This window comes from Lysobacter sp. N42 (assembly GCF_004344885.1).
Genome location: NZ_SKFB01000006.1, coordinates 1 through 24,974, shown reverse-complemented (window position 1 = coordinate 24,974; position 24,974 = coordinate 1). Strand labels below are relative to the sequence as shown.

Sequence of the window (24,974 nt, the reverse complement as noted above, 5' to 3'; positions counted from 1 at the left end):
CCCGCCGCCCCGCCATGCCCGCCAGCCCGGCCCGCGACCCGGACGGAGCGCGGGCATGACGGGCGAGACTCCGCCGGCCTTCGATCCGAAGGACTTCGTCCGCAACCTGAGCACGGCGCCGGGCGTCTATCGCATGATCGGCGCCGACGACGCCGTGCTCTACGTGGGCAAGGCCAGCGCGCTGAAGAACCGCGTCGGCAGCTACTTCAACAACACGCCCAAGTCCGCGCGCATCGCGTCCATGGTGTCGCAGGTCGCGCGCATCGAGGTGACGGTCACGCGCACCGAGGCCGAGGCGCTGATCCTCGAGAACGAGCTGATCAAGTCGCTCAAGCCGCGCTACAACGTGCTGCTGCGCGACGACAAGAGCTACCCGTACGTCCTGCTCACGTCCGACGACTATCCGCGCATCGCCGTCCATCGCGGCCCGCGCGCGGTGCAGGGCAAGTACTACGGCCCCTATGCCAGCGTGGGCGCGGTGCGCGAGACGCTCAACCTCATGCACAAGCTGTTCAAGCTGCGCAGTTGCGAGGACACCGTCTTCCGCAACCGCTCGCGGCCCTGCCTGCAGTTCCAGATCGGCCGCTGCAGCGCGCCCTGCGTGGGGCTGGTTTCGCGCGAGGACTACGCGCAGAGCGTGCGGCGCGCGTCGATGATGCTCGAGGGGCGCAGCGAGGAGCTGACCGGAGAGCTCACCCGCGGGATGGAGGTGGCCAGCGCGGAACTCGACTTCGAGGAGGCCGCGCGCCTGCGCGACCTGGTCGCGTCCATCCGCAAGCTGCAGGCGCGCCAGTACGTCGATGGCCGCGCCGCGGACCTCGACGTGCTCGCCATCGCCATGCAGGGCGCGAATGCCTGCGTCGTGCTCATGGCCTTCCGCGACGGCCGCAACTTCGGCACGCGCTCGTTCTTCCCCAGGACCAACGGCAGCGACCAGCCCGCCGAGGTGCTCGGCGCTTTCGTATCGCAGTTCTACGTCGACAAGGACCCGCCGCGGGAAATCGTGCTCGACCGCGACATTCCCGATCGCGAGCTGCTCGAGCAGGCGCTGTCGATGGCAGGCGAGCGCAAGGTGCAGATCCGTTGCAACGTGCGTGGCGAGCGCGCCGGCTACCTCGACATCGCGGGCCGCACCGCGCAGATGGCGCTCGCGTCGGAGATGACCAGTGCCGCCGCCCAGCGCGCCCGCGTGGAGGCCCTGCGCGACCTGCTCGGGCTCGATGACGTGCCGCACCGCATCGAGTGCTTCGACATCTCGCACACGATGGGCGAGGCGACCGTCGCATCCTGCGTCGTGTTCGACGAGGAAGGCCCCGTGCGCGCCCAGTACCGGCGCTACAACATCGCGGGCGTCACCCCGGGCGACGACTACGCCGCGATGCACCAGGCGCTGATGCGGCGCTTCCGGCGCGCGGTCGAAGCGCGCGACGGCGCGGTTCCCGAGGGGAGCGAGGGGCGTCGCACACGCCCGCGTGCGGGGGAGGGCGCGGCGGTGCTTCCGGATGTGCTGCTCATCGACGGCGGCGCCGGGCAGGTGGCGCAGGCCAGGGCGGTGCTGGAGGAGCTCGGCATCGCGGACGTGCGGGTGGTGGGCGTCGCCAAGGGCCCGGAGCGGCGCCCGGGCGACGAGGACCTCCTGCTGCCCGATGGCCGCAGCGTGCACCCGGGCGCGCAGTCGCCGGCGCTGCAGCTCGTGCAGCAGGTGCGGGACGAGGCGCACCGGTTCGCGATCACGGGCCATCGCGGCAAGCGCCAGAAGGCGCGGACCACGAGCCGCCTGGAGGACATCCCGGGCATCGGCCCGCGCCGCCGCGCCGCCCTGCTCAAGCATTTCGGCGGGCTGGGCGGGCTCAAGGGCGCGGGCGTGGAAGAAATCTCACGCGTCGAAGGCGTGAACGAAGCCCTGGCCCAGCGGATCTATGACACCCTGCACGGGCTGGCGCCCACAGACGGCGCGGAGTAGGCGATGCGTCTCACTGTTCCAACCCTCCTCACGTTGCTGCGGATCGTGCTGATCCCGGTGCTCGTGCTGATGTTCTACCTGCCTTACCAGTGGTCGAACTTCGCGTCGGCCGCGGTGTTCGCGCTCGCGGCCTTCACCGACTGGCTCGACGGCTGGATCGCGCGCCGCTACCACCAGTACTCGGCCTTCGGCGCCTTCCTCGACCCGGTGGCCGACAAGCTCATGGTGGCCGTCGCGCTGTTCCTGATCGTGCAGGGCCATCCCACCCCGTGGATGGCGTTCTGGGCGGCGGTCATCGTCGGTCGCGAGATCGCGGTCTCCGCGCTGCGCGAGTGGATGGCCGAGCTCGGCCAGCGCGCCAAGGTCAAGGTGGCCGCGATCGGCAAGATCAAGACGGTCGTGCAGATGGTCGCGCTGCTGTGCCTGCTGTATTCGGTCACGCCGGAGAAACCGGCGCGTCCGCCGGCCTGGCTGGGGGAGCCGATCTTCCGCATCGGCGACTGGCTGCTGGCCGCCGCCGCGCTGCTGACGCTGTGGTCGGGCTACCAGTACCTGCGCGCGGCATGGCCGGCCCTGAGAAACGACGTCGAGACCCGTTGACATCCGCCGAAACGTCCGTAGAATTTGCAGTCTCTTCCGCGGGAATAGCTCAGTTGGTAGAGCACGACCTTGCCAAGGTCGGGGTCGCGAGTTCGAGTCTCGTTTCCCGCTCCAGATTCAACGTTCCGGTCTGACTGGAACACCTGACCGGACCCCGCCTGCGGGGTCTTGTCTTTTCCGGGCCATGTATCGATAGTGCATGCCCGGAACGCCTCCCGGCCGGGTGGCAGAGTGGTTATGCAGCGGACTGCAAATCCGCGTACGCCGGTTCAATTCCGACCTCGGCCTCCAGACGAAAGCCCCGCAGCGATGCGGGGCTTTTTTCTTTCCGGGTCGACGCCGCGCGAGCGGGTTCGAGCTCGCGATCGCGCGGTTGCACCGTCGCGAAGTGCGGGCCGCCGCATCCGTACCGCGATCCCGCCCGGCGCTGCCGTGACCTGCCGGGGCAGGGCTTCGCCCGCGCTAAGCTATGCCGCCGCCCGGATGGCGAAACCGGTAGACGCAAGGGACTTAAAATCCCTCGACCGAAAGGTCATGTGGGTTCGATCCCCACTCCGGGCACCAGCGGCGGCGCGCCCGCCGCATTCAGAGCAGCTCCAGCACCCGTTCCGGAGGGCGCGCGATCACCGCGCGCTCCCCAACGACCAGGATCGGGCGCTGCAGCAGCCGCGGGTTGGCGGCCAGTGCGGCATGGATGGCCTCGTCGGCGGTCGACGGGTCGAGCAGGCGCGCGACCTCGGGGTCTTGCGCATTCGGCCTGACCAGTGCGGCGGCGGGTACATCCAGCATGCGGACCAGCGCGCGGAGATGGTCGGCATCCGGCGGGTTGTCCAGATAGCTCACCACCTCGACGTCGACACCCCTTTCCAGCAGGAGGGCGAGCGCGGCGCGGCACTTCGAGCAGTCGGCGTTGTGGTAAAGGCGTGCGGCGGCCATGGCGGGGCTTCGTGGGGCGGGGCCCGATTATCGCGCGGCCGCTTCACCCGGAAAGGACGCCGGCTGCGCGAGGGTGGGGCAAACGCACCGGAGACGCCTCCATGGCCCGCCCGATCTGGACCGGCTCGATCTCGTTCGGACTGCTCAACATCCCCATCCAGCTGATGTCGGGCGAGCGTCGCACCGACATCCACTTCCGGATGCTGGACGCGCGCGACAACTCGCCGGTGCGCTACGAGCGCGTCAACGCCGAGACAGGCGAGGAAGTGCCGTGGAAGGAGATCGTCAAGGCCTACGAGTTCTCCAAGGACAACTACGTCGTGCTGCAGCCCGAGGACATCCAGCGCGCGGCCACGGAGAACCACGAGACCATCGCCATCGAGGCCTTCGTCGACGCGGACTCGATCTCGCCGGCCTACCTGGAGAAGCCGTACATCCTGGTGCCCGGCAAGAAGGCCGAGAAGGGCTACGTGCTGCTGCGCGAGGTGCTGAAGAAGAACAACCGCGTCGGGATCGGCCGCGTGGTGATCCGCACGCGCGAGTACCTGTCGATGCTCACGCCGCAGGGCGATGCGCTGATGCTGATCCTGATGCGCTTCCCGCAGGAGCTGGTCGACGTGTCGGAATACGAGCTGCCCGCCGGCAGCGCGCGCGCCTGGCACGTGACCCCGCGCGAGATGGACATGGCCGAGATGCTGATGGAGTCGATGACGGAGGAATGGAAGCCCGCGAACTATCGCGACGAGTTCCGCGAGCGCCTGTCGGAGGTCATCAAGCTTCGCATCAAGCAGAAGCAGACGGCGCACATCGAGGACGAGAAGGAGGACGAGGAAGCCGAGACGGCCACCAACGTCGTCGACTTCATGTCGCTGCTCAAGAAGAGCCTCGAGAAGAAGGGCGGGACGCTGGACGAGCCATCGACCGCGCGCAAGACCCCGCGCAAGGCGACCAAGCGGGCAGCCAAGAAGACGGGGCAGGGCAAGCGCTCCGGCACGAAGCGGGCCTGATCCGTGGCGCTGGACGAGTACTACCGCAAGCGCGACTTCGCGCGTACGCCCGAGCCGCGCGGCCAGGTGCGGCCGCGCAAGCGCGGCCCGCTGAGCTTCGTGGTGCAGCTGCACCATGCGCAGGCGCGGCACTACGACTTCCGGCTCGAGGTCGATGGCGTGCTGCGCAGCTGGGCCGTGCCGAGGGGGCCTTCGCTACGCCCCGGCGAGAAACGCCTTGCCGTGGAGACCGAGGACCATCCGCTGGCCTACCGCGACTTCTCGGGAACCATCCCGGAGGGGGAATACGGCGCTGGCCACATGGCCATTTTCGACCATGGCACCTGGGAACCCGAGGGCGACGAGGTGGAGGCGATCCGCAAGGGGCGCCTGGACTTCAGCCTCGACGGCGAGCGGCTCAAGGGCAGGTGGTCGCTCATCCGCACGCACCAGCGCGGCCGGCGCGCGCAGTGGATGCTCCTCAAGCGCACCGACGCATTCGCCGCGGACATCGAGGCCGACGACCTCATCGCCGACCTGCCGCCGCCACCACCGGATGCGCCCGGTGCCTCGACACGGGAAGGCCTGGAGATACGTGCGCGCAAGGGGTTCGACATGAAAGCCAAGGCATCGGAACGCAGCGCCGGGAAGTCCCGGACCGAACGTACGGGGGCGGCTGCATCGAAGACGACATCCCCGACCGGCGCCAAAGGCTCCAAACGCGCCGCGTCCAATCCCGGCCTGGCCGCACTCAAGCGCGAGGCCAAGCGCCTGGCGAAGGGCGAGGCCTATCCCATGGGCCAGTTCGTCGAGCCCATGCTCACCGTCGCGGCCGAGCAGGCACCGCCGGGTGACGACTGGATCCACGAGTGGAAGTGGGACGGCTACCGCCTGCTGGCGGAAGCCGGGCCCGAGCCGTTGATCTGGTCGCGCAACGGAATCGCCTGGAACGACCGTGCCCCCGAGCTCGTGCGCATGCTGCGCAGCCTGGGCGTGCGGGCGGTCCTGGACGGCGAGCTCATCGCCATCGACCGTTCGGGCTACAGCGACTTCAACGCCCTGCAGAAGGCGCTTTCCGAGAAAGACGCGACCTGCCTCCGCTACGTCGCCTTCGACCTGCTCTCGCTCGACGGCCACGACCTGCGGCGGGTGCCGCTGCTCGAGCGCAAGGCGCTGCTCGAACGGCTGCTCAAGGGCGCGGACAAGCGCTTCTTCTACAGCTCGCACATCGTCGGGCGGGGTAGTGAAATCTTCGACGCCGCGCGGTCGCGCGGCATGGAAGGCATCATCAGCAAGCGGGCGGACTCGCTGTATGAGCACGGACGCACGGCGCGTTGGCTCAAGGTCAAGACGGCGGAGACGCGCGATTTCGTGGTCGTCGGCTACACGACGCCCAAGGGCGGGCGGAAGGGGCTGGGCGCGCTGATGCTGGGGCAGTTCCGCGATCGCACGCTGGTCTATGCCGGCCGCGTGGGCTCGGGCATGAACAACGCCATGCTGCTGGACCTGCACAAGCGCCTGCGCGCGATGGAGATACGCGAACCGGTGGTGGACGTACCGCCGCACGTGCCGCTGCCGAAGGGCCGGATCCAGTGGGTGAGGCCCGAGCTGGTGGTCGAGGTCTTCTTCCGGGGCTGGGGCAAGGAGGGGCTGGTCCGGCAGGCTTCCTTCCATCGACTGCGCGAGGACAAGCCGGCCACGGCCGAGGCGCTCGAGCAGCCGGAGCCTGTCAATGCGCCCAGCAGCGACGCCTCGCCTGGCAAACCATCACGCACCGCGGTGGCGCGCAAGGTGACGAAGACCGCCGCCGGCGGGCCTGCGGCATCGAAACGCAAGCCGTCCGCACGCCGGTCCGCAGCTGCCTCGGGGCGCATCCCGGAACTCAGCAGCCCCGGGCGCGTGGTCTACCCGGCCGAGGGCTACACCAAGCAGGACGTCTTCGACTACTACCTCGCCGCAGCGCCCATGCTGCTCGAGGAGATCGGGGGCCGCCTGCTGTCGATCGTGCGTTGCCCGGACGGGATCGAGGGCCAGCACTTCTTCCAGAAGCACGCCCGCGCCGGTTTCGGGGACGCGGTGAGGCAGTACCGCCTGGTGGAGAACGATGGCGACGAGGCATCGTACTTCTACGTCGACGATCTCGAGGGACTGATGACGCTCGTGCAGATGAATGCCATCGAGTTCCATCCCTGGGGCTCGCGCGTCGATACGCTGGAACAACCCGACCGCATCGTCTTCGACCTCGACCCGGATCCGGGCATCGAATGGCCGCAGATCCGGGCGGCGGCGCGGGAAGTGCGGGAGCGCCTGGAACAGGTCGGCCTGGCGTCCTTTCCCAAGCTGTCCGGCGGCAAGGGCGTGCACGTGGTCGTGCCGCTCAAGCCGAGGGCGGACTGGGAACAGGTGCGCAGGTTCTGCGAGGCGTTCGCCGATGCGATGGAGCGCCAGGCGCCCGAGCGCTACGTGGCGACCATGAGCAAGGCCAAGCGCAAGGGGCGCATCTTCATCGACTGGCTGCGCAACGGGCGCGGCGCCACCAGTGTCGCCAGCTGGTCGCTGCGTGCGCGACCCGGTGCGCCGGCGGCGGTGCCGGTGACCTGGACGGAGCTGTCGCGCATCCGTAGCCCGCAGCGGTACACGCTTGCCGACGCGGCCCGGCGCGGGTTGCCCGACGAGGCAGCCGAACTCATACGCAGGGCCAAGCCGCTGCCGGTCTGAACATGGAAGCGGCGGCCCTCGGGCCGCCGCCGTGTCAGCGCATCGCGCTGTGGGTAACGCCCGCCGTCACGGCGTCGGCGGTGTCGCCTGCGTGCCGTCGGTACCGGTGGTGCCGGTGTTGTCGCTGTCGGTGGTACCGGTGGTCGGGTCGGGCTGCGTCCCCATGTCGGTGCCAGTGCCGGTGCCGGTCATGTCGCCGGTCGTGCCCACGGTGTCGCCCGTGCCCGTGGTGTCACCGGTGGTACCGGTCGTCGCGTCGGTACCCGTGGCCGGGGTCATGGTGTCGGCCGGCATCGGCTGTTCGGTCGCGGCGCCCGTGGTGGTGTCGGTCGTGGTGGACTCGTCGGGCTGACTGCCGCGGTCGCCACAGGCGGAGAGCAGCGCGATCGATGCTGCGAGCGTTGCAAGCGTGAGCGTCTTCTTCATGGTGGCGTCTCGGGAGGGAGGCGGTATGCCTCGCGCAGATCCTGGACGAGTGAGCGAGAGGCCCGTGTCAAACGGGCGTGAGCGATGCGTTGCGCAGGCGGCGACCCCACGCCATCGCGGGCGCGTGTGGATGGGACGACAAGATTCCGTTGGCCGCGCGCAACGGAACGTTCACCCATGCCAAACCTGCCATCAGGCCGTATTCGCATTCGGCGGATGACGGCGCGCCGCAGCCGGCGCGTGCACGCCGCGAAGCGAACGTCGAAGGAGGCAGCAGTGGGTGATCAACAACTGGGTCGCCAGCTCCGGGAGGTCGCGCAGGACGTGATGCGCCTCGGAGCACAGGCATTCAACGCGGGCCGGAATTGGCTCAATGAACGGAGAGACGACATGCACCACGGCAACGAACACGGCAGTCAGCATCAGGGCGGGCGCGGGCAGCAGTACGGCGCGCAGGGCGAGCACTCGATGCAGTCCGGTTACCAGTCACAGAACGCCCACGCGTCGCGCCAGGGCAGCGGCCGGGAAAGCGGGCAGTGGGAACCCGGCTATCGCAACGAGATGGACCAGGGCGGCATGTTCTCGCGTGGCAACCAGTACGGCCACAGCAACTACGGAACGTCGGAGTACGGCCAGCAGAGCTCGCCCCAGCAGGGTTTCGGCGGCTCCTTCACCTCGCAGCAGGGCCAGGGCGGGCAGGGCCATGCTTCGTCGCAGTACGGCCAGTCGCAGGGTGGCCAGTACGGGCAGGGCGGTTACGGCAGCTCGCAGCAGTACGGGCAGGGCGGCTACGGCGGCTCGCAGCAGTTCGGTCAGGGCGGCTATGGCGGCTCGCAGCAGCAGGGTTTCGGCGGCTCGCAGTACGGTCAGCAGGGTGGGATGTCCGCGCAGCAGTCGCAGGGCTTCGGCGAGAACTACGGTCGCACGCCGGGCTTTGGCGCGTACGGCGGTGAGAGCCAGGGTTCGGGCGGCCGTTCGTTCGGTCAGGGCTATGGTTCGAGCTCGGGTTATGCCCAGCAGCAGGGCGGCTACGGGCAGCAGTACGGTTCGCAGGGCCAGCACGGCGAGTTCCAGCGCGACCGCGAGTACCTCCAGGGTGGCTCGGGTGCCTCGCAGCACGGCGTGCACGGCGGCTACGCCAGCCCGTACGCCCAGCAGGCCGGCTTCAGCAGCTGGCAGGGCCAGGGCGACTACGGCAGCACGCAGATGAACCAGGGTTACGGCGCGTCCGGCCTGGGTTCCCAGCAGTCCGGCCAGCGTGGCCAGTCCGGCCAGTGGCTCGGCGCGCAGCAGGGGGGCTCGAGCCAGCAGTACGGCCAGCAGGGCAACGGCTTCGGGCACTCCCAGTTCGGTACCGGCAGCTCCCAGTTCGGTGCGCAGCAGGGTGGCTTCTACGGGCAATCGCAGCAGCAGTACGGCCAGGGCGCACAGGGCGGCATGTACGGCTATCCGCGGCCGGGTGGCACGTCCGCGTATGGTCTGGGCGGCGAGACCGGGCAGCTGCAGTCGCGGCGCGGTCGTGGCCCGAAGAACTACGTCCGCAGCGACGAGCGCATCATCGACGACCTGTACGAGCGCCTCAGCCAGGCCGACGACATCGACGCGTCCGAGGTCGAGGTGCGCTGCGAGGGTGGCACGATCACGCTCGAGGGCACGGTCGAGCAGCGCTGGATGAAGCACCGCATCGAAGACATCGCCGAGTCCTGCGCCGGGGTACGGAACATCGACAACCGCATCCGCGTGGACTCCCAGCAGGGGCGCTCGCAGTCGTCCAGCAGCTTCGGTCAGCAGTCGGGTTCGCGTGAGGGGCAGTCGCAGTCCCTGAGCGGCAGCGGCTCGTCGAGCTCGCAGTCGGGGCTGTCGTCGACGTCCTCGACCTCCTCGGGCCAGTCCTCGCAGTCGGCGTCAGGCCAGACGGGTACCGGCAGCTCGGGCTCGCAGTCGTCGGCCAGCGAGGAGTCCAGCGGTCGCCAGGGTGGCACCGGCGCCCGCAAGGACGGCGGAAGCTCGGCGCGGCCGGGGGCCTCATCGCAGCACTGAGGTCCGACGGGTGTCGAAAAGGCCGGCGAAAGCCGGCCTTTTCCGTGGTGGCCGAGGGTTACGGCCGTCAGCCGCGCACCGGCGGCGCCATGCGCGCCAGCTGGTTGTGGATGGTGCGTACGCTGACGCCGAGCATGCGTGCGGCACGCGTCTTGTCGTGCCTGACCTCCTCGAGCGTGCGCAACAGCATCTCGCGCTCGACATCGGCATAGCTCATCCCCACGCGGAACACGATCGCGCCGTTGGCGTCGGCCTGTGCGGCACGGTGGGCAACCGGGTGGACGTCGACGACAGGCCCGTCGGACAGGAAGAAGGCGCGCTGCACCGCACTGCGAAGCTCGCGCACGTTGCCGGGCCAGTGATGCGCCCGCAGTATCCGTTCGGCATCCGCGGACAGGCGCTTGCTTTCACCGTGCTCGGCATTGAGCTGGTCGACGAAATAGCGCGCCAGCAGCACCACGTCGTTGCCACGCGCGCGCAGCGGCGGAAGCGGCAGGATGAAGTCCGCGAGGCGGTAGAAGAGATCGGCGCGCAGCTGGCCCTGGTCGATGGCCTGCTGGGGATCGCGGTTGCAGGCGGCGACGATGCGCACATCTACCGGAATCGCCTCGCTGCCCCCCACGCGCGTGACCTCGCCGGTTTCGAGAACGCGAAGCAGGTAGACCTGCAGCGCGGGCGGCATCTCGGTGATCTCGTCGAGGAAGAGGGTGCCGCGGTGGGCCTGCTCGAAGTAGCCCGCGTGCCGCTGCGCCGCGCCGGTGAAGCTGCCGCGCTCGTGCCCGAACAGGTGGCTGGCCAGCAGGTCGGGCGCGATCGCACCGCAGTTCACCGCGACGAAGGCGCCCCGGCGGCGACTGCGCTCATGCACCGCGCGCGCGACGAGTTCCTTGCCGGTGCCGCTCTCGCCGGTGACGAGGACGGACACGCGCGTGGGCGCGATGCGCTCCACGTAGGACGCGACCTGCCTCATGGCCTCGCATTCCCCGATCAGGCCGCCCCAGCGCGGCGCCACGGCGCGGGCCGCCGATGCGGCACTGAGCAGCGCATCGAAGTGCTCGGGCTCGAGCGGCTTGACCAGGTAATCCAGAAGCGGCCATCGCCCCGCGCGCTCGGCGACTTCGGACGACCCGTCGTCCGACAGCAGCGCGATGCGCCGGTGCGCATCGGCGTCGAGCTCGCCGAGCAGGTCGAAGGCGTTGCCGTCCGGCAGCGATAACTCCAGCAGCGTCAGGTCGCTGGGATGCGCGTCCATGGCGCGCCGCGATTCCTGCAGCGTATGCGCGATGGCGGTGTCGAACCCGCGTTCGCGCGCGTAGTCCGCGGCGGCGTGAGCGAAGCTCGTGTCGTCGTCGACGATGAGCACCGAAGGCTGTACGTCGGCCATGGTTGTCTCGTGGTCGGCTCGCCCGGAAGGTAGTGTCGCCACGGTTAACGCGGCGTATGAGGATTGGGCTGCAAGCAGCTGTTGCCACGGGCCTCCGGTCGCTTTGTGGCGGCCGCGCGGCGTTCTCGCCTGCTTGACGCGTGCCGCGCGAGGCTGCACGTCCGGGCACGATGGCGAGGCGGACATGGCAGTCACGGACGATCGGAGTCGCGTGAGGCATGACCCGCGCCCGGGCGGGTGGACCGCCGGCGTACTGCAACAGGGCGCGCGGGCCGGCGAACGGCAGGCTGTCGAAGAAGCGGAGGACCATTGCCCCGGCGCCGCGGCCGAGCCCGGAATGCCGCGCCAGGCCGCACGCAGCACCCCGCCGATGGCCGACGTAGGAAGCGATACGGATGCGGGCGCCGGGCCGGAGAACGGCGAGCCTCTCTGAGGCCTGAAACGCGAAAACCGCCTTGCGGCGGTCTGGCGTGCGACGTGGGTCGCGAATCTGGTGGGCGGTGCAGGGTTCGAACCTGCGACCCTTGCCGTGTGAAGGCAATGCTCTACCGCTGAGCTAACCGCCCGTGAGGGGCGCGCAGTATAGAGGACTCACCGCGCTTGCGCCAATAGCGGCCGGCGCGATCCCGACACGGCGCGTGCACCATGCGCCGGCGAACTGAGAGCTTGCGGACGGAGCCGCTAGACTTGTGCGCCGTTTCCCGTGATGCCCCGCATGAACCGCCCGTCTTCGCTCGATCGCGAGCAACTGCTGGCCTGCGCCCGCGGCGAGCTCTTCGGCCCCGGCAACGCGCGCCTGCCGGCGCCGCCGATGCTGATGTTCGACCGCATTACCCACATCGCCGAGCAGGGCGGGCGCCACGGAAAGGGGGAGATCCGCGCCGAACTCGACATCAGCCCCGATCTCTGGTTCTTCGGCTGCCACTTCATCGGAGACCCGGTCATGCCGGGCTGCCTGGGCGTGGACGCCATGTGGCAGCTGGCGGGCTTCTACCTGCCCTGGCTGGGCGAGCCCGGCCGGGGCCGCGCGCTGGGCGTGGGCGAGGTGAAGTTCAGCGGCCAGGTGCTGCCGGACGCGAAGCGGGTCTCGTACGAGATCGACATCCGCCGCGTCATGCGCGGCCGCCTCGCGCTCGTGATCGCCGACGGCCGCACCTATGTCGACGGCCGCGAGATCTACGTGGCCAAGGACCTGCGGGTCGGCCTGTTCGGCTCGACGGAGGGCTTCTGAGCATGCAGCGCATCGTCGTCACCGGCATGGGCATCGCGTCCTGCCTCGGCAACGACCTCGACACCGTCGCCTCCTCGCTGCGCGAGGGTCGCGCGGGCATCCGTCGCATTCCGGAATACGCCGAGCTCGGCCTGCGCAGCCAGGTGGCGGGCGTGGTCGACCTCGACCTGGAGGCGCAGATCGACCGCAAGCTCAAGCGCTTCATGGGCGACGCAGCGGCCTATGCCTACGTCGCCGCGCGCGACGCCATCGCGCAGGCGGGGCTCGATGCCGAGCACCTGAAGGGGCCGCGCGTGGGTGTCATAGCGGGGTCGGGCGGGGGCTCGGCGCAATGGCAGATCGAGACCGGCGAGCTGCTGCGCGCCAAGGGCGTACGCCGCATTGGGCCCTACATGGTGCCGCGCACGATGTGCTCGACCGTCTCGGCCGCGCTCGCCACCGCCTTCGGCATCCGGGGCGTGAGCTATTCGATTTCCGCGGCCTGCGCGACGAGTGCGCACTGCATCGGCGCGGCCGCCGACATGATCCGCGGCGGCCTGCAGGACGTCATGCTGGTCGGCGGCGGCGAGGAGCTGCACTGGGGCATGACCTCGCAGTTCGACGCGATGGGCGCGTTGTCGACCTCGTTCAACGACACGCCCGGCCAGGCCTCCCGCCCGTACGATGCGGACCGCGACGGCTTCGTCATCGCCGGCGGCGGCGGCATCCTGGTGCTGGAATCGCTGGAGCATGCCCGCGCCCGCAACGCGCCGATCCTGGCCGAGCTGGTGGGCTACGGCGTCACCTCCGACGGCGCCGACATGGTCGCGCCCTCGGGCGAGGGGGCGGTGCGCTGCATGCGCATGGCGCTCGAGCATGTCCGCGCCCCGATCGACTACCTCAACACCCACGGCACCTCGACGCCGATGGGCGACGTCGTCGAACTGGAGGCCATCCGCCAGGTGTTCGGCGACGACGTGCCGCCGCTGTCGTCCACCAAGGCGCTCAGCGGCCACTCGCTGGGTGCGGCGAGCGTGCACGAGGCGATCTACTGCCTGCTGATGATGCGGGACGGCTTCCTGGCCGCTTCGCACAACATCGGCCGGCTGGATGATCGCGCCGAGGGCTTCCCCATCCTGCGACAGACGCAGGACGCTTCGCCGCGCACGGTGATGTCCAACAGCTTCGGCTTCGGCGGAACGAACGCCTGCCTCGTGTTCTCGCGCTTCGAAAGCTGAGCCTCAGAACACGCTGCACTGCTTGAAGCGCACCGGGCGTTCGACGCCCGGCGGCGGCTCGAGCTGCAGGCGCGAGGCACGGATCAGCTCGTAGTGGCGCACGAGCTCGCAGATCGCTTCGTCGGTCGCCAGCTCCGGGTCGGTCACGAAGATCTGCAGCGTCGACGGCGTGCTCCAGAGCGCGCGGTCCACGCCCGGCAGCTCGGACATGCGCTGGGCGAGCTCGCTGCGCTGGCCCGCCTCGTCGAGCGTCGATACCGGTGCCTGGACCGCGGGAGCGGCGGCAGGCGCAGTACCGCTTCTGGACGCGGCGGAGGATGCGGCTGCGCTCGCGTTCGACGCCGCTGGATCGGCGGCGGTGAAGCGGTGCAGCGCCCAGGTAGCGGAGAAGGCGACCGCTGCCGCGGCGGCGAGGACGAAGGCCGACTGCTGCACCGCGACGGCCCGGGCGCGACGGGTGACCTCGTCGTGCACGCTGGCGGGCAGCAGGGGATCGAGCAGGCGCCACAGTTCCTCGCCATCGGCCAGTTCGATGGCCGGCGTGACATCGCGTGCCCGGCGTTCGACGTGCCCCGGCGTCACGACGACCGCGCCTGCGGCCTGCTGCAGGCGCAGGGAGCGGTGCACTTCCTCCACGGCCTGGGCCGTCACGCGGTGGTCCAGCCCCTGCTTGCAGACGATCAGCCAGGGTTTTCCGTCGCGCAGCATCACGGGGTCGGTATGCGAGCCGCGCTCGGCGCGTGCCTCCGCCGGTTCCGGCTCGAAACCCGATGGCCCGAGGGCATCCATCACCAGGTTCGACAGCTCGCGCCAGCGCATTCCCGCGAGGATGCGGCGCCCTTCGAACACTTCGCGCCGCGGCCGCCATACACGCCAGACGTAGTACGCGCCGGCGGCGGCGAGCACGAGGCCGAGTGCGAGTCCGGTCAGCAGCGAGGCGAGGATGGGCATGGGATCATGACGCGATGCGGGGGCACGACTATACCGGCCCTGCGCGCCGTGCTCAGCCGCGGCCGAAGCGCTCCTCGAGCACGCGCCGGATCTCGTGCTCGATCGTCCCCTTCATGGCCCCCAGCAGGAAGCCGAGCCTGGCCGTGACGTGCAGCGCGCCCGGCTCCAGGGCCACGCGCCCGTCGACGCCGCTGCGCTTGAAGTCCAGCGCGTCGCCGCGCCAGGCGTAATGGACGCCGAAGCGCTGCGCGAGCGCCTCGGCAAGGCCCTGCACGGCCTCCCGCGCCTGCTGCGGGGGCAGGGAGTGCGGATGGCGGATATCGATATCGGACATGGCCCCTCCGGCCAGTGAGATACCCGTGCAGTGTGGCGCATCGCCGGGCAAGAATGCGTCGGCATGCTAGATTCCGGCGGCGTGACTGCCCTCCGAATCCGCCTGCCCGAATCGCGACGCGATGTCCTGGTCCTGGACCCGGGCGTGCACGTGCTCACGCCTGCCGCCATCGGCGCGGCCGGTGCGACGCCCGACGACCAGGCCCTCGCGACGATCTATGTGGATTCGCGCGGTGTATGGATGCAGCTTCGCGACGGCCTGCGCGGCGCGTACGTCAACGGGCGGCCCATCCGGCACATGGCCATGCTGCGTGCGGGCGACTCGCTGTTCCTGCAAGGGCGCGAAGTGCTGCTGGCCGGGCGCGAGCCGGAGCCTGCGCCCCCGCAGGAGGCGCTGGGCATGCCCGAGCGCGGCGCCATGCGCTGCGTGCTGCGCGCGGTCGGCGGGCCGCTGCACGGGCGGTGCTTTTCCCTCGCCCGCGGCCTGACGATCGGCAGCATGCCCGACTGCGAGGTGCGGATCGACGATGCCCGCGTCGCGCCGCGGCACCTGCAACTCCAGCCGCTCGCGCGCGGCATCGCGGCGGTTGCCGTGGCAGGGACTTCCGCCGTCGCCGTGAACGGCCATCGTGTCGACGATGCACTCCTGCTTCCGGGGGACCAGCTGGTGCTGGCGGGAACCCACCGCTTCGTGGTGGAAGCGCCGCGAGCCGGTCTCCAGCCAGCCGCAGCGCCGGCAGACGTCGAACCGCGGCGGTCGCCCCCGGCATCGCCTGCGAGGCGGGGCTGGCGCTTTCCCTGGCTGCTGCTGGCGGCCCTGCTGCTGGCCGCCGGGCTCAGCGCCCTGCTGCTTTACGGCGCCCGCTGAAACCACGCGAGGCGGCGCGCCACGCCCGCCAGCCGAGCAGGAGCGCCACCAGCCCGGCATAGAGCGCAGGCTCGCGGATGTCCGACTTCACCAGCCACCAGAAGTGCAGCACGGCGAGGATGGCCGCGGCATAGACCAGCCGGTGCAGCCGGCCCCAGGCGCGTCCGAGCCGGCGCATCGCGCCCTGGGTGGACGTGGCCGCCAGCGGCACCAGCAGCAGCCAGGCCAGGAAGCCCACGGTGATGTAGGGCCGTTCGACGATCTCGGTGAACAGCTGCGTCCAGTAGCCGCGCAGGTCGAGCACGATCCACGCGGTGAAGTGCAGGCTCGCGTAGAAGAAGGCGTAGAGCCCCAGCATGCGGCGAAAGCGCAGCAGCACGGTGAGGCCGGTCAGCTGCCGCAGCGGCGTCACTGCAAGGCCCAGTGCCAGCATGCGCAGGGCCCAGAGGCCGAGGAAATGCTCGATCGCCGCCACGGGGTCCGCACCCAGCGCGCCGGTGCCGCGCACGAGCTCGGCATGCATCTGCAGCGCGAGCCAGCCCGCAGGCAGCAGCGCCGCTCCATGCGCGAGGACCTTCGCGGCGCGCAGGCCGGGCGGAGCCGCCCGCGCCCCCGCGCCCCGGCGGCTCAGAACCACCTGCGCAGGTCCATGCCGGAGTACAGCGGCGCCACCTGCTCGGCGTAGCCGTTGAACAGCCGCGTCGGGATGCGCTCGGCGAACAGCTTGCTGCCGGCGCCGGCGATGCGCCGCTCGGTCTTCTGGCTCCAGCGTGGATGGTCCACGGCCGGATTGACGTTGGCGAAGAAGCCGTACTCGTCCGGCTGCATGTCGTTCCAGCTGGTGAACGGGCGCCGCTCCACGAAGTCGATGCGGACGATGGACTTGATGCTCTTGAAGCCGTACTTCCACGGCACGACCAGCCGCAGCGGCGCGCCGTTCTGCGGGGGCAGTGCGCGGCCGTACATGCCGGTGGCGAGCAGCGTGAGCGGATGCATGGCCTCGTCGATGCGCAGCCCCTCGCGATAGGGCCAGTCCAGCGAGGGCCAGGCCAGGCCGGGCATCTGCCGCGCATCGCCCAGCGTGGTGAATGCGACGTAGCGCGCCTTCGAGGTCGGGCCGAACCGCTTGAGCACGTCGCGCAGCGGTACGCCCAGCCACGGAATGACCATCGACCAGCCTTCTACGCAGCGCAGCCGGTAGACGCGCTCCTCGGGCCGGAGCCCCTTGAGCAGGTCTTCGAGGCCGATGCGGCCCGGCCGGGCGCATTCGCCGCCGACGGCGACGGTCCAGGGCGAGGTGCGCAGCGATTTCGCCCGGCGCGCAGGGTCGGCCTTGCCGGTGCCGAACTCGTAGAAGTTGTTGTAGGTCGTGGCGTCCTCGTAGGTCGTCCGTTCCTCCGTGGTCACCAGGCCGGCCCGCGCGCGTACCGGGTCGACGGGCCGCGCCGGCGGCGGAGGCGGCTCGGCGCGCGAGCACCCGGCCAGCACCGCCGCCGGGCCGCCGGCCAGGCCGGCCAGCAGCTGGCGCCGGTGCCGGTAGACCGCCTCGTCGGTGATCTGCCGCGCGGGTATGCGCAGGGCGTCGCGAAGGGACACGCGGGACCTCCCGGTCGATGGCCCATTGGACGGGGCTCATGATGAAAAGCATACAGCGGGACGGCCGCGAAGCGTGCTGCGCTGCGGCATACTCGGCCTTCACCCTGCCATGGAGCCGCCCATGCCCCGCGCGTTCAACTTCAGTGCCGGTCCTGCCACCCTTCCCGAGGTCGTCCTCGAGCAGGCGCGCGAGGAGATGCTCGACTGGCGCGGCGTCGGGGCCTCGATCGTCGAACTCAGCCACCGCGGGCCGGAGTTCATGGGCGTGGCGGCGGAGGCCGAGGCGGACCTGCGCCGCTTTCTGGGCATCCCCGACGACTACGCCGTGCTGTTCATGGCCGGTGGCGCGACCACGGTGCAGGCCCTCGTGCCGCTCAATTTCGCCGCCCCGGGCCAGCGCGCGGACTACGTGGTGAGCGGCCACTGGGGCAAGACGGCGATCAAGCAGGCGCGTCCTTACGTGGACGTCAACATCGCCGCGACCAGCGAGGCCGGCGGTTTCGTGGACGTTCCCCCCCGCGCCCAGTGGCGGCTTTCGCCCGACGCGGCCTATGTGCACATCACCGCGAACGAGACCATCCACGGCGTCGAGTTCCGCGACACGCCCGACGTGGGCGACGTGCCGCTGGTCGCCGACTTCAGTTCGAGCATCGCGTCCGAGCCCATCGACGTGTCCCGCTACGGGGTGATCTACGCCGGCGCACAGAAGAACCTCGGGCCGGTGGGCGTGACCGTCGTGATCGTGCGGCGCGACCTGCTCGCGCGCGAGGGCCAGCCCCGCGCGGACATCTTCGACTACCGCTCGCACGTCAAGGGCGAGTCCATGCTCAACACGCCGCCGACCTGGAACTGGTACCTCGCCGGGCTCGTGTTCAAGTGGATGCTGGCCGAGGGTGGCGTCGAGGAATTCGCCCGTCGCAATGCGCGCAAGGCCGCCATGCTGTACGACGCCATCGACGGCTCGGGCGGTTTCTACCGCAACGACGTGGTGCCGGCCGCGCGATCGCGCATGAACGTGCCGTTCTTCCTCCACGACGAAGCCCTGGACAAGCCCTTCCTTGCCGAGGCCGCCGCTGCCGGCCTGCTCGGCCTGAAGGGCCATCGCGCGCTCGGCGGGATGCGCGCATCCATCTACAACGCGATGCCCGAGGCCGGCGTGCGCGCGCTGGTGGACTTCATGCAGGACTTCAAGGCGCGGCGTGGCTGATTCGGCTTCCGTGTACCGCGTCGCCATGCCATTCCTGCTGCGGCTGCGCATGCGTCCGGCTGCGCACTGCACGGCGGACATTGCGCGGGTAGCAGGCAGCGGCGGCGGCTGCGTGGTCGCGATCGCATGACGCCGGCCTACGACGAGGCCTGGTTCGCATCGCGCGCGACGCCGGGCGTGCGCGGGCTGCGCGCCTACGACCCCGGGCACGACGTGGTGGCCCTGCGCGCGCGCCATGGCGCGGCGCTGGCGGAGCTCGGCTCCAACGAGAATCCGTATGGCCCTTCGCCGCGCGCGCGGCGGGCGATGCAGGATGCGCTGGAGCTGGCGCATCGCTATCCCGATCCGCGCGGCGCCGCGCTCAAGCACGCGCTGGCGTCGCTGCACGGCATCGATGCAGGTTCGATCGTGCTGGGCAACGGTTCGCACGAGCTGCTGATGCTGCTCGCGCAGGTGTTCGCCGGCCCGGGCGATGCGGTCGCCTATCCGCGCTACGGCTTCGCGGTGTTCGCTCTGGCCGCGCAGGCGGCGGGCGCGCTGGCCCAGGTGGCGGCCGCGCTGCTTTCCCAGGGCCCCATGCCGCATGGGCACGACCTCGAGGCGCTGCGCGGCGTCATCGACGACCGCACGCGCCTGGTCTACCTCGCCAATCCCAACAATCCGACCGGCACGTGGCTCGAGCACGATGCCCTCGACGCCTTCCTCGACGACGTGCCGGCGGAGGTGCTGGTCGTGGTCGACGAGGCCTACGCGGAACTGGCCGACGCGCCCGGCTACCGCAGCATGCTGCCCCGCGTGCCGCGGCGGCCCAACCTCGTGGTCACGCGCACCTTCAGCAAGGCCTACGGACTGGCCGGCCTGCGCTGCGGCTACGCCGTGGCGGCGCCCGGCCTGGTCGCCGTGATGGAGCGCGTCCGCGAGAGCTTCAACGTGAACGGGCCCGCGCTCGCGGCCTGCGCGGCCGCGGTGCAGGACCAGCCCTGGGTCGAGCGTGTGCGGGCCGAGAACAGCCGGCAGCGCGACGCGCTCGCCGGGGCGCTGCGCGCGCGTGGCCTCGGGGTCGGGCCGTCGCAGACCAACTTCCTGTTGGTCGAGTTCGGCGACGCGACGCCGGAGGTCGAGGCGCGGTTGCTGGAGCGTGGCGTCGTACTGCGGCCCATGGCCGGGTACGGGCTCGGCCGGTACTCGCGAATCACCGTCGGCACGGCGGACGAGAACGCCCGCCTGCTGCGCGCGCTGGACAAGGTGCGCGCATGAGCGCCTGGGTGGCGGGGCGGGGCGAGCCACTGCGCGGACGCGTGCGGGTACCGGGCGACAAGTCGGTGTCGCACCGGGCGGTGATGCTGGGTGCGATCGCCGAGGGAAGCACGCGCATCGAGGGCTTCCTCGAAGGCGAGGACACGCGTGCGACCGCGCGCGGCTTCTCGGCGCTGGGCGTCCGGGTCGACGCGCCGGCGCCGAACCTGCGCATCGTGCACGGCGTGGGCCTGCATGGCCTGGCCGCGCCGTCGGCCGCCCTCGACTGCGGCAACGCCGGCACCGGCATGCGCCTGCTGGCGGGGCTGCTGGCCGGGCAACGCTTCGACAGCCTCCTGGTCGGCGACGAATCCCTCTCGCGGCGCCCGATGCGGCGCGTGACCGGGCCGTTGGCCGCGATGGGCGCGCGCATCGACACCGGCGAAGGCGGCGTCCCGCCACTGCGCATCCACGGCGGGCAGGCGCTGCACGGAATGGAGCATCGAACCGCCGTCGCGAGCGCGCAGGTGAAGTCCGCGCTGCTGCTCGCAGGCCTCTATGCCGATGGCCCGACCACGGTGGTCGAGCCCACGCCGACGCGCGACTACACCGAGCGCATGCTGCGGGCCTTCGGCGCCGACATCGACTTCGTGCCGGGCCGCGCCCGGCTCGTGCCCGGGCCGGTGCTGCGCGGGCGCGAGGTGCGCGTTCCGGCGGATTTCTCCTCGGCCGCGTTCTTCCTCGTGGCCGCGTCCATCGTGCCGGGCTCGGACCTCGTGCTCGAGGCCGTCGGCACGAACCCGCGGCGCACCGGGTTGCTCGCGGCGCTGCGCCTGATGGGTGCGGACATCCGCGTCCTGGGCGAGGGCGAGGAGGGCGGCGAACCGGTGGCCGACCTGCACGTGCGCCACGCGCCGCTGCACGGCATCGACGTTCCCGCCGATCTGGTGCCGGACATGATCGACGAGTTCCCCGTGCTGTTCGCCGCCGCCGCCTGCGCCGAAGGCGTAACGCGCGTGACCGGCGCGGCGGAGCTGCGGGTCAAGGAGTCCGATCGCATCGCGGCGATGGCCACTGGCCTTCGCGCGCTCGGTGTGGAGGTGGAGGAATTTCCCGACGGCGCAGCCATCCGTGGCGGTGGCGTGCGCGGCGGGGGAATCGACAGTCGCGGCGACCACCGCATCGCCATGAGTTTCGCAGTGCTGGCGCAGCGCGCGACGGGCGAGGTGCGGGTGGACGACGTCGACAACGTCGCCACCTCGTTCCCGGGCTTCGTTGATCTGGCGCGCGGCACCGGCATGGCGCTGCGCGCGGGCTGATCATTCGACCGGCCTGAAGTCGATCGGCACCACGACGCGGCCGACCGTCGGCTGGCCGCGGTCCATCGCCGGCTCGAAGCGCCAGCGTCGCACCGCCTGCTGCGCGGCACGGTCGAGGTCGCGCGAACCGCTGCTCTGTGCGAACTCCGTGGCCGTCGGCACGCCGTCGGGGCCGACGTGCACGATCACCAGGGCGGTGCCGCCTTCGCCGCGGCGCAGCGCACGCGCGGGGTACTGCGGCGCCGGTGTCTGCCCGGGGATCGGCCGCGCTTGGCGGCTGGCGGTCTCAGCCGGGCGCGGGCGCTCGACGCGCGGTGGCTCGGCTGGCGGTGGCGGCGGCGGGGGCGGTTCCTCGATGACCACGTCCTCCGAGGGCTCCACCGGGGCCTCGATGCGGCGCAGGCCCGAGCCCTCGTCCGCCGGCATGGGCGCGGGCAGCGGCGCGTACACGCGCTCGGCCGAGGTGGGTGGAACGCCGCTGCCGCGGAAGAAATCGCGTTCGTTGTCGCGGCCGATCACCAGTGCGAACACCGCGAGACCGGCCAGGAAGGCCGCGAGGATCCACCACGGGGCGAACCGGGACGGCCGCCAGGCGTGCAGGTCGAATCCGCGCCGGCCGGGTGGCGGCGGGGCGGGCGTGGTGGGGGATGGCGTGGGAGGGAGGCTCTGCATGGCCGCCATGCTGTCGCTTCGGGCGTAAAGAAAGCGGTAACGGCACGCGGGGCGCGCAGCGGTGATAATGCCCGCTTCCCACGCCTGCCACCGCCCCGATGCTCGATTCCGCCCTGTTGCGCCAGCGTCCCGCCGAACTTGCCGAGCGCCTCGCGACCACGCGCGGCTTCGTGCTCGATGCCTCCCGGCTGGAATCGCTGGAAGCCGAGCGCAAGCAGATCCAGACGCGCACCCAGGAGCTGCAGAACCTGCGCAATACGCGCAGCAGGGCCATCGGGCAGGCCAAGGCGAAGGGCGAGGACGTCGCGCCCCTGATGGCGGAGGTGGCCGGAATCGCCGACGAGCTCAAGGCCAGCGAGACGCGCCTGGATGCCATCCGCGAGGAGATCGAGGCGATCGCGCTCGGCATTCCCAACCTGCCGCACGAGTCGGTTCCTCCGGGAACGGACGAGACCGGCAACGTCGAATGCCATCGCTGGGGCACGCCGCGCGAGTTCGACTTCGCGCCGCGCGACCACGTCGAGCTCGGCGCGCGCAACGGCTGGCTCGACGGCGACACCGCCGCCAAGCTCTCCGGCGCGCGCTTCACGGTGCTGCGCGGCCCGCTGGCCCGCCTGCACCGCGCGCTCGCGCAGTTCATGCTCGACCTGCACACCGGCGAGCACGGCTATCTGGAGGTCAACGTTCCGGTCATCGTCAACGCCGAATCCATGCGCGGAACCGGGCAGCTTCCGAAGTTCGAGGAGGACCTGTTCTCCACCGCGGTGGGCGACTCCAGGCGTTACCTGATCCCGACGTCCGAAGTACCGCTGACCAACATCGTGCGCGACGAGATCATCGAGGACGCACAGCTGCCCCTGCGCATGACCGCGCATTCGATGTGCTTCCGCGCCGAGGCCGGCAGCCATGGCCGCGACACGCGCGGCATGATCCGCCAGCACCAGTTCGAAAAGGTGGAGCTCGTGTCCGTCGTCCGGCCCGACGGCAGCGAGGCCGAACACGAGCGCATGACGCGCGCGGCCGAAGTCGTGCTCGAGCGCCTTGGCCTGCCCTACCGGCGCATGCTGCTGTGCTCGGGCGACATGGGCTTCTCGGCGTCGAAGACCTACGACCTCGAGGTCTGGCTGCCCTCGCAGGGCAGCTACCGCGAGATCTCGTCGTGCTCGAACTGCGACGCCTTCCAGGCGCGCCGCATGCAGGCACGCTGGCGCAACCCGGCCACGGGCAAGCCCGAGCCGCTGCATACGCTCAACGGCTCGGGCGTCGCCATCGGCCGCGCGCTGATCGCCGTCATGGAGAACTACCAGCAGGCCGACAGCAGCATCGTCGTTCCCGACGTGCTGCGCCCGTACATGGGCGGGGTCGAACGCCTGGCCTGACGGTCCTCAGGCCGCTCGCGGGAGGTCGACGGCATCGTCGAGCGCCGCGTCGATCGCCGCCCGGCGCTGCGCGGGCGAGAAGGCCAGGCCCTCGGCGCGCACGAAGCGCAGGTCCGTCACGCCGATGAATCCGAACACCTGGCGCAGGTAGGGCTCGACGAAGTCGCTGGGCCGGGCCGCGTGCAGGCCGCCGGCCGCCACCGCCACGATCACCGTCTTGCCCTGCACCAGGCCTTCGGGGCCGTCCGCGGTGTAGCGGAACGTGCGGCCGGCCACGGCGATGCGGTCGACCCATGCCTTGAGTGCGGACGGAATGCCGAAGTTGTACATGGGCGCGCCGATCACGACGGTGTCGGCGGCGAGGAATTCCTCCAGCACGGCGGCCGACTCGGCCGCGCCGGCCGGGTCCTCGCCGCCGAGGATCGCGCCGTCCAGGTGGGGCAGCGGCTGCGCGGCCAGGTCGCGATGGACGACCCGCGTGGCGGAGTCGCGCTGCAGCTGGCGGGCGACGATGGCCGCCGTGATCTCGCGGGTGGCGGAGTGGGCGCCGAGCGCGCTGGAGTCGAGGTGGAGCAGCTTCATGGGGATCGTCCTGTTTATGGCGTGATCGGGATGGACGAAACCTATGGCGTTGCACGAGTGTTGGTAATGTGGTCAAATGTCACTCTACGTTGCGTCCGTGGAACTGCCGCCATGCACGACCTCAATGACCTCTATTACTTCGCCGCCGTCGTCGAGCATTCGGGCTTCGCCGCCGCCGAGCGCGCGCTGGGCATTCCCAAGTCCCGCCTGAGCCGCCGCATCAGCCAGCTGGAGACGGATCTGGGCGTGCGTCTGCTGCAACGCTCCACGCGCCGCTTCGCCGTCACCGACGTGGGACAGAGCGTTTACCGGCATGCGCAGTCGATGCTGGAAGAGGCCAAGGCCGCGCGCGAGGTGGTCGACCGCCTGAGCGCCGAGCCGCGCGGTGTCGTGCGGGTGAGCGTGCCGGTGGGCATCGCGCAGCAGCACATGCCCCGGCTTCTTCCCGAGTTCCTCGCGCGGTATCCGCAGGTGCGCCTGCAGATGGCCATCAGCAACCGCCGCGTCGACGTGATCAACGAGGGCTTCGACGTCGCCCTGCGCGTGCGCACGCGGCTGGACGACGACGGCAGCCTGGTGATGCGCAGCTTCGGGCAGATCCAGGAGCTGCTTGTCGCAAGCCCGCAGTACCTCAAGCGCATGGGTCGCCCCAGGACGCCGGACGAGCTCGCCGAGCACGTGACCATGTCGATGAGCGAGGACGAGGCGCGGCAGCGCTGGGAACTGCACGGCCCGGACGGGCAGGTGAAGCGCGTCGAGCTCAAGCCGCGCATCATGGGTTTCGACTTCCCCATGCTCATGCAGCTCGCCAAGCAGGGCATCGGGATCACGCTCCTGCCCGAGACCATCTGCGGCGAAGCCGTGCGCAGCGGGGAACTGGAGGTGGTGCTGCCGGAATGGCGCCTGCCGCAGGGCATCTTCCACGCCGTGTTCGCCTCGCGCCGCGGCATGCTGCCGGCGGTCCGCGTCTTCATCGACTACCTCGCCGAGAAGGCGCCGTCGCTGGTCGAAGCCGCGCGCCTGCAGTGTTCGGAAATCCACGGCCGGCCGTGCACCGAGCTGGAAGCCGGCCGCGCCCGCGTGGGCGACGCGGTACCCGCCTGAGGCGCGTGCGACAATCGCGACCGACACGGAGAGGTGGCCGAGTGGTTTAAGGCAGCGGTCTTGAAAACCGCCGTGGTAGCGATACCACCCAGGGTTCGAATCCCTGTCTCTCCGCCAGACGAGGGGCTCCCCGCCGGGAGCCCTTTTCTTTTGGTTCTTCGCGGATCAGCGGGGAGCGTCTGACAGGTGTCGCTACGCTTGAGGCCTGCCTTTCAGGACTCAGGTG

General features: G+C 70.7%; 22 protein-coding genes and 5 tRNA genes. 17 read left to right on the top strand and 10 right to left on the bottom strand.

Annotated features, from left to right (window positions below):
• Positions 1-55: 55 nt before the first annotated feature.
• From uvrC to EYQ95_RS12300, 5 genes are all read left to right on the top strand, one after another.
• Entirely contained in the window at positions 56-1,963 is a 1,908-nt protein-coding gene (gene uvrC, locus EYQ95_RS12320; RefSeq protein WP_132327514.1) for an excinuclease ABC subunit UvrC, read from the top strand.
• Positions 1,964-1,966: 3 nt separating this feature from the next.
• A complete protein-coding gene (gene pgsA, locus EYQ95_RS12315) occupies positions 1,967-2,563 on the top strand; it encodes a CDP-diacylglycerol--glycerol-3-phosphate 3-phosphatidyltransferase (RefSeq protein WP_132327513.1) in 597 nt (198 codons plus the stop codon).
• A 38-nt stretch (positions 2,564-2,601) separates the two neighbouring features.
• A tRNA-Gly gene (locus EYQ95_RS12310) sits at positions 2,602-2,677 on the top strand.
• Between the two features lie 103 nt (positions 2,678-2,780).
• Positions 2,781-2,854, top strand: a tRNA-Cys gene (locus EYQ95_RS12305).
• Positions 2,855-3,040: 186 nt separating this feature from the next.
• Positions 3,041-3,127, top strand: a tRNA-Leu gene (locus tag EYQ95_RS12300).
• Between the two features lie 21 nt (positions 3,128-3,148).
• On the opposite strand, the gene EYQ95_RS12295 is transcribed toward EYQ95_RS12300, so the two are convergent.
• Positions 3,149-3,499 (bottom strand): ArsC/Spx/MgsR family protein, encoded by a 351-nt coding sequence (locus EYQ95_RS12295; protein ID WP_132327512.1) that lies wholly within the window; start codon positions 3,497-3,499, stop codon positions 3,149-3,151.
• A 101-nt stretch (positions 3,500-3,600) separates the two neighbouring features.
• On the opposite strand from EYQ95_RS12295, the gene EYQ95_RS12290 reads away from it, so the two are divergent.
• A complete protein-coding gene (locus tag EYQ95_RS12290) occupies positions 3,601-4,506 on the top strand; it encodes a Ku protein (protein ID WP_132327511.1) in 906 nt (301 codons plus the stop codon).
• A 3-nt stretch (positions 4,507-4,509) separates the two neighbouring features.
• Positions 4,510-7,203: a DNA ligase D gene (gene ligD / locus EYQ95_RS12285; protein WP_132327510.1), complete on the top strand. Its 2,694-nt coding sequence runs from the start codon at positions 4,510-4,512 to the stop codon at positions 7,201-7,203.
• 66 nt (positions 7,204-7,269) lie between these two features.
• Here the strand turns inward: ligD and EYQ95_RS12280 are convergent, their stop codons facing one another.
• Entirely contained in the window at positions 7,270-7,629 is a 360-nt protein-coding gene (locus tag EYQ95_RS12280; protein WP_132327509.1) for a hypothetical protein, read from the bottom strand.
• A gap of 177 nt (positions 7,630-7,806) precedes the next feature.
• Here EYQ95_RS12280 and EYQ95_RS12275 point away from each other — a divergent pair, with 177 nt between their 5' ends.
• A complete protein-coding gene (locus tag EYQ95_RS12275; RefSeq protein ID WP_132327508.1) occupies positions 7,807-9,669 on the top strand; it encodes a BON domain-containing protein in 1,863 nt (620 codons plus the stop codon).
• Between the two features lie 67 nt (positions 9,670-9,736).
• Here EYQ95_RS12275 and EYQ95_RS12270 read toward each other — a convergent pair whose 3' ends face one another.
• Complete coding sequence (locus EYQ95_RS12270; RefSeq protein WP_165924716.1) at positions 9,737-11,053, bottom strand: sigma-54 dependent transcriptional regulator; 1,317 nt, start codon at positions 11,051-11,053, stop codon at positions 9,737-9,739.
• 491 nt (positions 11,054-11,544) lie between these two features.
• A tRNA-Val gene (locus tag EYQ95_RS12265) sits at positions 11,545-11,619 on the bottom strand.
• A 149-nt stretch (positions 11,620-11,768) separates the two neighbouring features.
• Between EYQ95_RS12265 and fabA the strand changes: the two genes are divergently transcribed.
• Both fabA and fabB read left to right on the top strand, forming a co-directional pair.
• The gene (fabA, locus tag EYQ95_RS12260; protein WP_132327506.1) at positions 11,769-12,284 is read left to right on the top strand and encodes a 3-hydroxyacyl-[acyl-carrier-protein] dehydratase FabA; all 516 of its coding nucleotides are present in this window, start codon (positions 11,769-11,771) and stop codon (positions 12,282-12,284) included.
• 2 nt (positions 12,285-12,286) lie between these two features.
• Complete coding sequence (fabB, locus tag EYQ95_RS12255; protein ID WP_132327505.1) at positions 12,287-13,501, top strand: beta-ketoacyl-ACP synthase I; 1,215 nt, start codon at positions 12,287-12,289, stop codon at positions 13,499-13,501.
• Positions 13,502-13,504: 3 nt separating this feature from the next.
• Here the strand turns inward: fabB and EYQ95_RS12250 are convergent, their stop codons facing one another.
• The gene (locus EYQ95_RS12250) at positions 13,505-14,452 is read right to left on the bottom strand and encodes a restriction endonuclease (RefSeq protein ID WP_132327504.1); all 948 of its coding nucleotides are present in this window, start codon (positions 14,450-14,452) and stop codon (positions 13,505-13,507) included.
• A 52-nt stretch (positions 14,453-14,504) separates the two neighbouring features.
• A complete protein-coding gene (locus tag EYQ95_RS12245; protein ID WP_132327503.1) occupies positions 14,505-14,786 on the bottom strand; it encodes a polyhydroxyalkanoic acid system family protein in 282 nt (93 codons plus the stop codon).
• Between the two features lie 63 nt (positions 14,787-14,849).
• Here EYQ95_RS12245 and EYQ95_RS12240 point away from each other — a divergent pair, with 63 nt between their 5' ends.
• Positions 14,850-15,653, top strand: a complete 804-nt coding sequence (locus tag EYQ95_RS12240; RefSeq protein WP_132327502.1) for an FHA domain-containing protein — start codon at positions 14,850-14,852, stop codon at positions 15,651-15,653.
• Here EYQ95_RS12240 and msrQ read toward each other — a convergent pair.
• Both msrQ and msrP read right to left on the bottom strand, forming a co-directional pair.
• Positions 15,622-16,242 carry a protein-methionine-sulfoxide reductase heme-binding subunit MsrQ gene (gene msrQ, locus EYQ95_RS12235; RefSeq protein ID WP_370451245.1) on the bottom strand — a complete coding sequence of 207 codons (621 nt, stop codon included), beginning with the start codon at positions 16,240-16,242 and terminating at the stop codon, positions 15,622-15,624. The two genes, EYQ95_RS12240 and msrQ, sit on opposite strands and share 32 nt — an antisense overlap.
• Before the next feature lie 38 nt (positions 16,243-16,280).
• The gene (msrP, locus tag EYQ95_RS12230) at positions 16,281-17,249 is read right to left on the bottom strand and encodes a protein-methionine-sulfoxide reductase catalytic subunit MsrP (RefSeq protein WP_132327501.1); all 969 of its coding nucleotides are present in this window, start codon (positions 17,247-17,249) and stop codon (positions 16,281-16,283) included.
• A gap of 121 nt (positions 17,250-17,370) precedes the next feature.
• Here msrP and serC point away from each other — a divergent pair, with 121 nt between their 5' ends.
• From serC to aroA, 3 genes are all read left to right on the top strand, one after another.
• Positions 17,371-18,456, top strand: coding sequence for a 3-phosphoserine/phosphohydroxythreonine transaminase (serC, locus tag EYQ95_RS12225; protein WP_132327500.1), 1,086 nt, complete (start codon positions 17,371-17,373; stop codon positions 18,454-18,456).
• Positions 18,457-18,582: 126 nt separating this feature from the next.
• Positions 18,583-19,713 (top strand): histidinol-phosphate transaminase, encoded by a 1,131-nt coding sequence (gene hisC, locus EYQ95_RS12220; RefSeq protein ID WP_132327499.1) that lies wholly within the window; start codon positions 18,583-18,585, stop codon positions 19,711-19,713.
• On the top strand, positions 19,710-21,011 hold the full coding sequence (gene aroA, locus EYQ95_RS12215) for a 3-phosphoshikimate 1-carboxyvinyltransferase (protein ID WP_132327498.1): 1,302 nt from the start codon (positions 19,710-19,712) through the stop codon (positions 21,009-21,011). The genes hisC and aroA overlap by 4 nt, the downstream gene beginning before the upstream one ends.
• Here the strand turns inward: aroA and EYQ95_RS12210 are convergent, their stop codons facing one another.
• Entirely contained in the window at positions 21,012-21,692 is a 681-nt protein-coding gene (locus EYQ95_RS12210; RefSeq protein ID WP_132327497.1) for an energy transducer TonB, read from the bottom strand.
• Between the two features lie 89 nt (positions 21,693-21,781).
• On the opposite strand from EYQ95_RS12210, the gene serS reads away from it, so the two are divergent.
• Complete coding sequence (gene serS, locus EYQ95_RS12205; protein ID WP_132327496.1) at positions 21,782-23,062, top strand: serine--tRNA ligase; 1,281 nt, start codon at positions 21,782-21,784, stop codon at positions 23,060-23,062.
• Between the two features lie 6 nt (positions 23,063-23,068).
• Here serS and EYQ95_RS12200 read toward each other — a convergent pair whose 3' ends face one another.
• Positions 23,069-23,644 (bottom strand): FMN-dependent NADH-azoreductase, encoded by a 576-nt coding sequence (locus EYQ95_RS12200; protein ID WP_132327495.1) that lies wholly within the window; start codon positions 23,642-23,644, stop codon positions 23,069-23,071.
• A gap of 111 nt (positions 23,645-23,755) precedes the next feature.
• Here EYQ95_RS12200 and EYQ95_RS12195 point away from each other — a divergent pair, with 111 nt between their 5' ends.
• The gene (locus tag EYQ95_RS12195; protein ID WP_132327494.1) at positions 23,756-24,748 is read left to right on the top strand and encodes a LysR family transcriptional regulator; all 993 of its coding nucleotides are present in this window, start codon (positions 23,756-23,758) and stop codon (positions 24,746-24,748) included.
• A gap of 27 nt (positions 24,749-24,775) precedes the next feature.
• Positions 24,776-24,865 (top strand) — tRNA-Ser (locus EYQ95_RS12190).
• Positions 24,866-24,974: the final 109 nt, after the last annotated feature.